Annotated in this window: 13 protein-coding genes; 8 read left to right on the forward strand and 5 right to left on the reverse strand. The window is 71.2% G+C overall.

The window, feature by feature from the left end; translation table 11 throughout:
• Positions 1-152: 152 nt before the first annotated feature.
• The 4 genes from ABZ297_RS44710 to ABZ297_RS44725 all read left to right on the forward strand — a co-directional run bounded on the left by ABZ297_RS44710 (position 153) and on the right by ABZ297_RS44725 (position 3593).
• Positions 153-662, forward strand: a complete 510-nt coding sequence (locus tag ABZ297_RS44710) for a helix-turn-helix domain-containing protein (RefSeq protein ID WP_355359969.1) — start codon at positions 153-155, stop codon at positions 660-662.
• A complete protein-coding gene (locus ABZ297_RS44715) occupies positions 655-2166 on the forward strand; it encodes a glycerol-3-phosphate dehydrogenase/oxidase (RefSeq protein WP_355359972.1) in 1512 nt (503 codons plus the stop codon). Before ABZ297_RS44710 ends, ABZ297_RS44715 begins: the two co-directional genes overlap by 8 nt.
• A gap of 432 nt (positions 2167-2598) precedes the next feature.
• Complete coding sequence (locus tag ABZ297_RS44720; RefSeq protein ID WP_355359997.1) at positions 2599-3180, forward strand: sucrase ferredoxin; 582 nt, start codon at positions 2599-2601, stop codon at positions 3178-3180.
• A 101-nt stretch (positions 3181-3281) separates the two neighbouring features.
• Positions 3282-3593: a WhiB family transcriptional regulator gene (locus tag ABZ297_RS44725; RefSeq protein WP_080036407.1), complete on the forward strand. Its 312-nt coding sequence runs from the start codon at positions 3282-3284 to the stop codon at positions 3591-3593.
• A 211-nt stretch (positions 3594-3804) separates the two neighbouring features.
• Here the strand turns inward: ABZ297_RS44725 and ABZ297_RS44730 are convergent, their stop codons facing one another.
• The gene (locus ABZ297_RS44730; RefSeq protein ID WP_350809309.1) at positions 3805-4038 is read right to left on the reverse strand and encodes a DUF397 domain-containing protein; all 234 of its coding nucleotides are present in this window, start codon (positions 4036-4038) and stop codon (positions 3805-3807) included.
• Positions 4039-4151: 113 nt separating this feature from the next.
• Positions 4152-5039 (reverse strand): helix-turn-helix transcriptional regulator, encoded by an 888-nt coding sequence (locus tag ABZ297_RS44735; protein ID WP_355359976.1) that lies wholly within the window; start codon positions 5037-5039, stop codon positions 4152-4154.
• 135 nt (positions 5040-5174) lie between these two features.
• Between ABZ297_RS44735 and ABZ297_RS44740 the strand changes: the two genes are divergently transcribed.
• Entirely contained in the window at positions 5175-5651 is a 477-nt protein-coding gene (locus ABZ297_RS44740; protein WP_355359979.1) for an ATP-binding protein, read from the forward strand.
• On the opposite strand, the gene ABZ297_RS44745 is transcribed toward ABZ297_RS44740, so the two are convergent.
• Together ABZ297_RS44745 and rsgA are read right to left on the reverse strand one after the other, a co-directional pair.
• Complete coding sequence (locus ABZ297_RS44745) at positions 5648-6277, reverse strand: phosphoribosyltransferase family protein (protein ID WP_355359982.1); 630 nt, start codon at positions 6275-6277, stop codon at positions 5648-5650. The two genes, ABZ297_RS44740 and ABZ297_RS44745, sit on opposite strands and share 4 nt — an antisense overlap.
• A gap of 17 nt (positions 6278-6294) precedes the next feature.
• Positions 6295-7392, reverse strand: a complete 1098-nt coding sequence (gene rsgA, locus ABZ297_RS44750; RefSeq protein ID WP_355359985.1) for a ribosome small subunit-dependent GTPase A — start codon at positions 7390-7392, stop codon at positions 6295-6297.
• 288 nt (positions 7393-7680) lie between these two features.
• On the opposite strand from rsgA, the gene ABZ297_RS44755 reads away from it, so the two are divergent.
• From ABZ297_RS44755 to ABZ297_RS44765, 3 genes are all read left to right on the forward strand, one after another.
• Positions 7681-8229: a sigma-70 family RNA polymerase sigma factor gene (locus ABZ297_RS44755; protein ID WP_350809314.1), complete on the forward strand. Its 549-nt coding sequence runs from the start codon at positions 7681-7683 to the stop codon at positions 8227-8229.
• Complete coding sequence (locus ABZ297_RS44760) at positions 8226-8960, forward strand: zf-HC2 domain-containing protein (RefSeq protein WP_355359989.1); 735 nt, start codon at positions 8226-8228, stop codon at positions 8958-8960. The genes ABZ297_RS44755 and ABZ297_RS44760 overlap by 4 nt, the downstream gene beginning before the upstream one ends.
• Before the next feature lie 179 nt (positions 8961-9139).
• Positions 9140-10441, forward strand: coding sequence for a CHRD domain-containing protein (locus tag ABZ297_RS44765; RefSeq protein WP_355359991.1), 1302 nt, complete (start codon positions 9140-9142; stop codon positions 10439-10441).
• Between the two features lie 125 nt (positions 10442-10566).
• On the opposite strand, the gene ABZ297_RS44770 is transcribed toward ABZ297_RS44765, so the two are convergent.
• On the reverse strand, positions 10567-10757 hold a 191-nt coding region (locus ABZ297_RS44770; RefSeq protein ID WP_355359994.1), incomplete at its 5' end, for a hypothetical protein.

A 10757-nucleotide genomic window follows, 5' to 3' on the forward strand; every position in this document is an offset into this window, starting at 1 on the left:
CGGTGTCCGGCGCAGCATCGTGTGCCCGTACCACGCCTGGAACTTCGATCTGACCGGCCGGTTGAGTCGGGCGCGCCAGCTCCCGGGCCTTGGCCGGGTCGCCCCAGCCTGCCCAGTTCATCGATTGTGGAGACACGTCTACACTGTGACACATGACGTCGAATCGTCACAACGAGGCCGTGCTGGACGCGGCGCGCGACTGCGTGCTCGCCTACGGCGTGCGCCGCACCACGCTCACCGACGTGGCACGCCGGGCGGGCGTCTCCCGGATGACGATCTACCGCCACTGGCCCGACGTGCGCACGCTGGTCGCCGACCTGATGACCCGCGAATGGATGCGGGTGGTCGCGGAGCTGGACCTGTCGGAGCCGGTCGGCGCGGTGGTCGAGGGCGTGCGGCGGCTGCGGGAGCACCCGCTCTGGCGCAAGATCGTGGACGCCGACCCCGAACTGCTCCTGCCCTACCTGCTCAACCGGCGGGGCGCCAGCCAGGACGCGGTCCTGGACATGCTCGAAGCCGCGCTCGGCGACCCTCACAGGGCCAGGGCGGTGCTGCTGGCGGCCCAGTCGTTCCTGCTGTCGGCGCCGACGATGCTCGGCCCGGCGACCCTCGACGACCTCGACGCCGAACTGACGGCCATGCTGGAGGCCTACCTTGGATAGCTCGCTGAACGCCGCAAGGAGGGCCAGGGAACTGGCCCAGGTCGCCGACGAGCGGCTCGACGTGCTGGTCGTCGGCCTCGGCGCGACCGGCGCGGGCGCCGCGCTCGACGCCGCCTCGCGCGGGCTCTCGGTGGCCGCCGTCGACGCGCACGACCTGGCCTTCGGCACGTCCAGGTGGAGTTCCAAGCTGATCCACGGCGGCCTCCGCTACCTGGCCAGGGGGCAGGTGGGCGTCGCCTACGAGAGCGCCGTCGAGCGCGGCGTCCTGCTCAGGCACACCGCCCCGCACCTGGTCAGGGCGCACCCGTACGTGCTGCCGCTCACCTCGGGCGTCTCCAGGGCGCAGGCCGCGCTGGTGATGACCGGCTACCGGCTCGGCGACGGGCTGCGGGCCGCCGCGCGCACCCCGCGCCGCCTCCTGCCGGGCCCCACCCGCCTGACGGCGTCCCGCACGCACACGCTCGCGCCGTTCCTCGGCGAGGACGGCCTGCGCGGCGGGCTGCTGTCCTGGGACGGCCGCCTGCTCGACGACGCCCGCCTGGTCGTGGCCCTCGCCAGGACGGCCGCCGCGCACGGGGCCCGCGTCCTGACCCGCTGCCGCGCTCTGGAGCTGACGGCCACCGGCGCCAGGGTCCGCGACGAGCTGACCGGCGCGGAGTTCACCATCAGGGCCAGGGCCGTGGTCAACGCGACCGGAGTCTGGGCGGGCGGGCTGGACCCGCGGGTGCGGCTGCGCCCCTCGCGCGGAACGCACCTGGTGCTGCGGGCGGGGGCGCTGCCGGGGCTGCTGGCCGGGCTGCACGTGCCCATGCCGGGCGAGTCCAACCGGTTCGCGCTCGTGCTGCCGCAGGCCGACGGGCGCGTCCACGTCGGCCTGACCGACGAGCCCGTGGACGGGCCCGTCCCCGACGAGCCCGAAGTGCCCGAGGAGGACGTCACAGCGCTCCTGGGCGTCCTGAACGCGATCCTCGAGACCCCGTTGCCCCGCGAGGCGGTCGCGGGCGCCTACGCGGGCCTCAGGCCGCTGCTGGACGCCGACGCAGACGCGGCCGGCTCCCCCAGGACCGGTACGCGCACGGCCGACCTCTCCCGCAGGCACGCGGTGCTCGCCGACGGCCCGCTCGTCACCGTCGTGGGCGGCAAGCTCACGACCTATCGGCGGATGGCCGAGGACGCGGTGGATCGAGCGGTCTCGGCCGGGAACCTCCAGGCCGGGCCCGGCCGCACCGCCCGGCTCCCGCTCGTCGGGGCGGGCCCGCAGCGCGCCGACGTCCCGCCGAGGCTGGCCGAACGGTACGGCAGCGAGGCGCGGGCCGTGCACGAGCTGGTCAAGGCCTATCCCGAGGAGGTCGGCCTGGGCATCACCGAGGGCGAGCTACTGTGGTCGGTCAGGCACGAGGGGGCGCTCGACGAGGGCGACCTGCTCGACCGCAGGACCCGGATCGGCCTCGTCCCCGAAGACCGCGCCGCCGCCCTCCCGGCGGCCCGCGCCCTCCTTCACTGACCGCCCCATGGGCGTCCAGGACGCGCAGCCGCCTCGCGCGGGCCAGTGTCGCGGTCGTTAGGTTAGTCTTACCTAATCCACTGCGAAGGAGGGCTCGGGTTGCCCAGGATCTGTGAACATCCGGACGCCAGCCACCACGGTGGCGTGCCCACGCTGGCCAGCGCCACCGTGGGGGCCCGGCTCTGGTTGCTGATCGAGTACGCGGGGCCCTGGCCGTCGCATCTGGAATCCTTCGAACTTCCTGAAAAGATCTCCGAACTCGTCCGGCGGGCGCTCGAACGTGGGATACGCCCCCAGCTCATCCGCCGCCCCGGACGGCGAACCCGCCCACCAGGCCAGGGGATCCGTGTGCTAGTGGGGTACGGAGCAGGCGAAACCCCCTGGCTGGCCGGTGGAGTAGTCGCAGGTCCCGACGATCTTGACTTGGACGCGGTGGTGGCCGGAGTGGTCCCGGAGTCCTGCATACTTGAAGACGAGCCGGTATTTCTGGTCTGCACGCACGCCAAGCGCAATGCGTGCTGCGCCCGCATTGGACTACCCCTCGCCCGCGAACTGGCGAAGTTTCTGCCTGGCAGGGTGTGGGAAACATCACACGTTGGCGGCGATCGCTACGCCGCCAACCTCGTGTGCTTGCCACACGGAATTTTCTACGGCAGCATGTCTCAGGCCGCTGCGATCGCAGCGGCTAACGCGTACCGGTCGGGCGAGATCATTCTCGGCCGTTACCGGGGGCGCGCAGGTATCCCTGAGCCATTGCAGGCCGTCGAGCACTTCGCCCGAGCCCATACGGGAGAGTGCTCCATCGGCGCGGTGGCCGTGGAATCCTCCAGGTCGGACGGTGACGTCACCGAAGCAGTCGTGCGCTGCGGCGACGTCCGGTTCCAGGTTGTGATCGAGCCATCGGCGTTCCAGGCGCCGTGTGGTACGGCTTGCGCCGAGACGATCACTACCTACCGGCTGGTTTCGCTGGACAGGCTCACGCCTGTGCGGTACGCCACGCCCGCCCTTACCTGATCACGGGAACATCACGGCCCTGCTTTGCGTTGGACCAGTGACGCCGAAAGCGTCCAATGCGGCCCAATTACCGAAATACCTCTCACAAAGGTGGTTTTCTCATGTCTCAGGTACGTCGGCAGCTCGCCCGCCCGCGCCCAAGCTGGGGTTGGCAGGATGATGCCGCGTGCCGGGGTGAGGACCTCGTGCTCTTCTTCGGCCCTGACGGAGAGCGGCAGCCCGAGCGCGACGTACGTGAGCGGAAGGCCAAGGCGATCTGCGCCCAGTGCCCCGTCCGCAACGAGTGCCTAGACTACGCGCTGTCCCGTCCGGAGAAGTACGGCACGTGGGGCGGTCTCAACGAGGACGAGCGCGCCTCCGAGCGTCGTCGTCGCATGCGCCGCGCCGCCAGCGCCGGCATCTCCGCCGCCTGACGGCCCACCCGGCAGCGCACGACCGCCGCGTGATCACACAGTTGTCCCGATGAACTGGAGCCTGGCCCGCCACGCGCAGGCTCCGGTGAACCCGGTCGGGACACCTGCCTGATCAGGCCTGGTCCACAGCCCCAGTACGCGAAAGACGCGCCCGTCGTCCCATCGGACGGCGGGCGCGTCTTCGTCGTTTCACCGGGCGGTCCGGCCGGTGTCAGACGATCAGGTCGTCGAACTCCCCGTCCTTGGCTCCGAGAACGAACGCGGTGATCTCGGCCCGCGTGTAGACCAGCGCAGGGCCGTCGGGGAAGCGCGAATTTCGCATGGCGATCTCCCCCGTGGGCAGGTCGGCCACTTCGACGCAGTTGCCGTTGGGATTGCTTCGCCTGCTCTTGCGCCAGACGACGGAGAGGCGGCCGGCGGGGGTTCCGTTGCGGAACTCATGCATGAAGGACGCTCCTAGCGCGCTTGCGGATGCACGTGCATCCGTGCTTGCGCCGACGATACGGCAGCCCGTTGATCGCCATATACGTGATGGCCAAAAATCACGTATGGAGTGGATCACATGGAGATGAGGCGTTCCAGGAAGCGCCGGGAGTCGGCCGGGGAGTCGGCCTGGACGCTCAACCGGTCCATGACCTGCACGTAGTGCTCCGACTCCGCGGGCTTGTCGAGGTAGAGGGCGCTGGTGAGCTGCTCCATGTAGACCACGTCGGGAAGGTCCCGCTCGGGAAAGCGCAGGATGCTGAACGGGCCGCCCGCCGCGGCGTGCCCACCCCGCTCGAACGGCATGACCTGGACGGTGACGTTGCGCTGCGCGGTCATCTCCAGCAGGTGCTCGATCTGCGCGCGCATCACGTCGGGGCCGCCGAGCATGCGCCTGACCACGGCCTCGTCGATGACCGCCCAGAGGGTGAGCGCGTTGTCGCCGGCCAGCCGCTGCTGGCGGATGGTGCGCAGCGCGACGCGCCGGTCCAGCTCCTCGCTGGGCGCGCTGTCGTGGGCCAGCCTGATCACGGCCCTGGCGTAGCCGGGGGCCTGGAGCAGGCCGGGCACGAACTGGTTCTCGTACGTCCGGATGGTCGAGGCGGCCCCCTCCAGGCCGATGTACACCTCGAACCAGCTGGGCAGCAGGTCGCCGTACTTGTGCCACCAGCCGGGCGCGTTGGCCTGTTCGGCCAGTTCCAGCAGCGGCGCCCGCTCGGCCGGGTCGGTGACGCCGTAGAGGGTGAGCAGGTCGGCCACGTCGCGCTGCTTGAAGCTGACCTGGCCGAGCTCCAGCCTGCTGATCTTGGCATGGGACGCGCGGATGGCGTAGCCGGCGTCCTCACGGGAGATGCCGCGCTCGGTGCGGAGCCTGCGCAGCTGCGTGCCCAGCAGGATACGCAGGACTGTCGGGCTCCCCGGCGAGTAGCCGAGGATGCTCCCTTCCGCGCTCTGTGCGCTCACACCGATCTCCTAGGTCATCTGCACGTGCAGATGCGATTTGCATCCGTAAACCACGAAAAGTCTTGCATCGGTCAGCCCGCGCCGTAAAGATGGGCTTTGGATCACCAGACCGCACGATGGGCTTCGGGGGCCAGGATGACGACTTTCGACGCTCGGCCGCAAGCCGCCACCACCGGCGACGGGCCGCCGGCTTGGCTCTCGTCCATTCTGCTAGACGGACGCACCAGCCCTTGCGACGCGGTCTTCGCTTTTCACGAGTTCGCCACGTTCGAGCCGGCGTGCGTCTCCACGGCCAGGCACTTCGTCGACCGGACGCTCACCTCGTGGGGGGGTGAGCGGGTGGCCTTCGACGCCCAGCTGGTGGTCTCCGAGCTGGTGACCAACGCGATGCGGCACGCCGGTGGCGCGGCTCAGCTCAGGTTACTGGCGCACGGGCCCGAGGTGGCCTGCGTGGTCAGCGACTACAGCCGGGCCGCGCCGGTGGCGACGGTCCCGGACGTCTTCGCCGAGTTCGGACGCGGCCTGCGCCTGGTCGAGGCGCTGTCGGTCGCCTGGGGCTGGCTCGCCCCCGTCGGCCCGCGCAAGTTCGTCTGGGCCGTCCTGGCGGCCTAGCGTTCGGCCAGCAGGTCGAGCACGTCCGCGTCGGAGAGCTGGTCGAAGCGCTCGTACCACTGCCCCACCGCCCGGAAGTCCATCGGGGTCGACAGGACGATCACCTCGTCCGCCTCGTCGCGCATCGCCAGCACGGTGTCGGGAGCCCCGACGGGCACGGCCAGCGTGACCCGGCCGGGCCCGGCCGCGGCGACCGCCCTGAGCGCCGCTCTGGCGGTGACTCCGGTGGCGAGCCCATCATCGACCACGACCACCTCCCGCCCCGCCAGCTCGGGCAGCGGCCGGTCGCCGCGGTACGCCTGCACCCGGCGGGCCAGCTCCCGCTGCTCCCTGTCGACCACGTCCGACAGCGACCCGGGCGTGAGACCGAGCCGGTGCAGCAGCGTCAGGTCGAACACCGGCTCGCCGCCCTCGGCTATCGCGCCGACGCCCATCTCGGGAAACGGCGGATAGCCGATCTTCCGGGTGACGAGCACGTCCAGCTCGGCGTCGAGCGCGCGGGCGACGGGGACGGCCACCGCCACCCCGCCGCGCGGGAGCGCGAGCACCACCGGGGCGTGGATGTGGCCCAGCCGCTCGGCGAGCAGCTCTCCCGCTTCCGCGCGGTCGGCGAACAGGCGGTCCATGCCGTAGTGCTACCCGGTCACGGCCGGTATCTGCCCGAGCGGCGCATCTCCTTGTGAATGATCTTCCACTTGTTCTGCTGCTCCTTACGCAGCCGCGCGTCGGTGCGCGAGGCCATCCACACGGCCTCCCGCTGGAGCTTGCGCCAGCTGTGCAGCCGCCGCTCGGGCAGCTCGCCGTTCTCCAGAGCTGCCTGGACGGCGCAGCCGGGCTCGCTGTCGTGCCCGCAGTCGTCGAACCGGCACCTCGCCGCCAGCTCCTCGATGTCGGAGAAGACCAGCTCCACGCCCTCGCTGATGCCGTACAGGCCGATCCTGCGGATGCCCGGCGTGTCGATGACCAGCCCGCCGCCGGGCAGCTGGATCAGCTCCCTGTGGACGGTGGTGTGGCGGCCCCGCCCGTCGGCGGCGCGCACCTGCTGGGTCTCCATCACCCCGTCCACGGCGAGCGCGTTGACCAGCGTGGACTTGCCCGCGCCCGAGGGGCCGAGCACGACCGCGGTGCGCGAGCCCTCCAGGTAGCCGCGGACGAGTTCGACGCCGTCGCCGTACAGCGAGGAGACGGCGTGCACGTCCACGCCGGGCGCGGCGGCGTGCACGTCGGCGAGCAGCTCCTCCAGGCCCTGCTCGAACAGGTCGGACTTGGTGATGAGGACGACGGGCGTGCCGCCCGACTCCCAGGCGAGCGCGACCAGCCGCTCGATGCGGTTCAGGTCGGCGAAGTCGGTGGCGTGCATGGACGGCTCGGCCACGAAGACGACGTCCACGTTGGCCGCGAGGACCTGCCCCTGGCCGTCGCCGGACAGCCCGCCGACGGAGTCGCGGCTGACGCCGCCGCGCACGAACGCGGTGCTTCGCGGCAGGACCGCGTCCAGCTCGTAGCGGCCTTCCGGCAGCTGCCGGAGCGCGACCCAGTCGCCGACGCACGGCAGCGCCACCGGGTCACCGGCGGACGCCCTGCGGACGTGGGCGGCGTACCTGACGTGATGCTGGCCGTCGGCCGCGATCACCTCGGCGGCTCCGCGGTCGACGCGGGCCACCCTCGCGGGGACGGTTCCTGAGGGCAGCTCGGCGGCGCGAGAAGTGGTCCAGCCGAGCAGCGAAAGATCAAAAGACAACGGAGTGACACCTTTGGTCGAGAAGGACCCGGGTGACTACGCAGGCACCCGGAGATTGATGAACGGCGCGCAGAACAGAACAATCCGCATGGCCTTCACCTCCTCCGTCGTCTCCTTCTGGGTGCGGCAGTGACTTTACGCAGGATTCGGAGCCCGGCGCAACCGACATTCCGGCCAGCGAATTGAACCGTTACCGGATCACGGCCGTACTTCCTGCCGACGCACTCAGAAAGGGGAATGATGCGACTGAGCACGTATCCCCCACCCTCGGCCGAGGGAGCAGCCCCCATGGGCAAGCCGCGCTTACGCGACTGGATCAGGCGCACACGGCCAGACGACGAGCTGGTCGTCTCCACGCTGTACCGGGAGTACCACCGGCCGCTGCTCGCCTTCGTGGTGCGTCTGACAGGCGGTGACCGCCAGTGGGCCGAGGACGTGGTCCAGGAGACCATGATCCGCGCCTGGCGCAGCGCCGAACAGCTCGATCCGGGAGCGGACTCCCTCATGCCCTGGCTAGCCACGGTCGCCCGTCGTATCGTGATCGATGACCGGCGGCGCAGGGAAGCCCGTCCCCAGGAATCGGGCGACGGACCGCTTGAGAGCGTGCCCGTGCCCGACGAGATGGAGGCACTGCTGCACCAGGTGGTCGTGTCAGAGGCGCTCAAGGCGCTGTCCCCGGCTCATCGCGAGATCCTCAACGAGACGATCCTGCGCGACAGGTCGGTGAACGACGCCGCCGAGGCGCTCGGCATTCCCGTGGGCACCGTGAAGTCCCGGGTCTACTACGCGGTACGCGCGCTGCGCGTCGCGCTGGAGGAGAGAGGGGTGACGGCGTGAACGCGAGAGTCGAGCACACTGACGTCGGCGCCTACGCCCTGGGCCTGCTGGAGGACGACGACAGGCTGGCCTTCGAGGAGCACCTCTCCCTCTGCCCGGCCTGCCGGGAGGAGCTGACGGAGCTGTCCGGGGTGGCGATCGCGCTGACCGGGATGGGGCCGATCGAGGCGGATCCGCCCTCCCACCAGCCCTCCCAGCAGGGGGAGGGCGAGGTGATCGACCTGCTGCGCCGCAAGCGGGCGGCCGACAGGCGCACCCGCAGGGGCACGTTCGTGATCGGGGTGGCGGCGGCGGTCACGCTGGTGGCGGGCGGGCTCGCGATCGGGACGCAGCTCGGAAGCGGCGACCCGGGAACGGTGCTCGCGGGGGAGCACGCGAGCCATCTGGGCCCGGCGGAGCAGTTCTACGCCGACGGCACGCCGATCAACGGCACCGGGGTCGGCGGCGTGACCGGCGGGCTGGTGCTGGAGTCGAAGGCGTGGGGCACGCACGCGGCGCTCAAGCTGTCGGGCGTGAAGGGGCCGCTGGAGTGCGAGCTGGTCGCGGTCTCCAAGTCGGGCGAGCGCAAGTCCATGACGGGCTGGTCGGTGCCGCCGTCCGGGTACGGCGTGCCGGGGTCGCCCGAGCCGGCGCTGTTCATGCACGGCGGCAGCCCGTGGCAGATCGACCAGATCGACAAGTTCGAGGTGACGACCTCCACCGGCAAGACCCTGCTGACCATCGACATCTGATCCGACATCTGATCGACATCTGATCCGGCCGGAGACGAGCCCTCTCACCTGTGGTGGGAGGGCTTTTCTCGGTCTTCCGCCGAATGTGTACTTTTACTCACACACGGGTTGAACCTTGTCGAATGCGGATCCCGTACTGCTTCCCGTACCTACCGGATGACAGTTGAAGAGGATCCGCCATGGCTCTCCCCAAGCTCGCCCTCTCCGGCGCCGCACTCGCCACCGGCCTGCTCGCCGCCGCCCTCACCCCCACGACCGCGCACGCCGCCTCGGGTGACGACGTGTACCTCGCCGCCGGCCTGCGGGGCGCCAACGAGGTCGGCGTCAAGGGGGACGCCGACGGCCGTGCGACCGTCGTGATCAAGATCAGCGGTGACCAGGTGACGTTCGCCATCCGGTGGAACAAGATCGACCCGCCCACCGCCGGCCATATCCACCTGGGCGCCAAGGGCAGCAACGGAGACGTCCAGCTGGAGTTCTTCACCAAGCCGCTGCCCAGGACGGTGCTCGGCGTGACCGGCACCGTCGAGGCCGGCCCCGAGCTGGTCAAGTCCCTCCTCGACGACCCCGAGGGCTTCTACGCCAACCTGCACGACGCCGAGCACCCCAAGGGCGCGGTCCGTGGGCAGTTCCACCGGCTGGACCGTCCGGTGGACCTCGACGGCGTGCTGCAGGGCAGCAACCAGGCCACGCTGGCCTCCCGCGCCGACGGCGGCCAGGAGGTGCAGGCCGGCGACGGCAAGAAGCGCGGCGACCGCGACGGGCGGGCCGTCTGGTGGCTACGCCCGCACGGCTCGTCGATCGGGTACACCGCGTTCTGGTCGGGGCTCACCCCGGTCACCAACGGGCACATCCACAAGGGCGGGCGCGGCAGGAACGGCGACGTGGTCGCCGACCTGTTCGCCGACGCCAAGGGGCTGCCCGCGAACCTGACCGGCGTGGCGGGCGACACCCCGGTCGCGTCCGCGATCGTCAAGCGGATCGCGGCGCACCCGGGCAGGTACTACAGCAACCTGCACACCCTGGACTTCAACGGCGGCGCGGTGCGCGGCCAGCTGTCGGGCAAGCCGTTCGGCCACCCCCGCGCGATCACGGCCGACGTGCTGCGCGGCGGGCAGATCTACTCCTGCGCCAAGCAGCCCGGCGGCGGCTACGCCTTCACCCAGTACGGCGTGTCGGCCGAGCTCAGGCGCGGCATCGCGCACTCGTTCGTGACCCCGGCCGCGGGCCCGCCGCAGTGGATCGCCCCTGACGGCAGCGCGGTCCGCGGCAAGGTCGTCACCAAGACGCCGAACGGCGACAGGAACATCCCCGAGCTGGTGCTCGACGCCACCCAGTCGGGCTCCCGCGGTGGCCTGCTGGCCGGGGCGACGCAGATCCTGCGGCTCAACACGGCCGGCGGCGTCGCCCCCGCCGGTTCCTGCAAGCCGGGGGCCAAGGCGAAGGTGCCCTACAAGGCCGACTACCTGTTCCTCGACTGACGCCGGCCGCTCCTGACCACGGCCCGCCGAAGACGCTTCGGTCCCGTCTCCGGTGGGCCCGCCCCCAGGCCGATCGCGATACCACGTCCCCCCCGTCGCCGATCGGCCGTTGATCTCCCGCACGCTCACGTGGCGCCTCCCCGGAAGATCCGCAGCAGCTCGGCCGGATCGGCCCTGACGGTGCCCTCGGGCGGCGGCGCGGCCTGCGCCAGCGCGCTGGGCTGCTTGAGCGCGCCGCCCGTCACGACGCTGACGACGGTGTCGCGCTCCGACACCCAGCCCTGAGCCCGGGCCCGCAGCAGCGCGGCGGTGGACG

It is taken from the genome of Nonomuraea sp. NPDC005983 (assembly GCF_040614375.1).
Lineage (GTDB): Bacteria > Actinomycetota > Actinomycetes > Streptosporangiales > Streptosporangiaceae > Nonomuraea.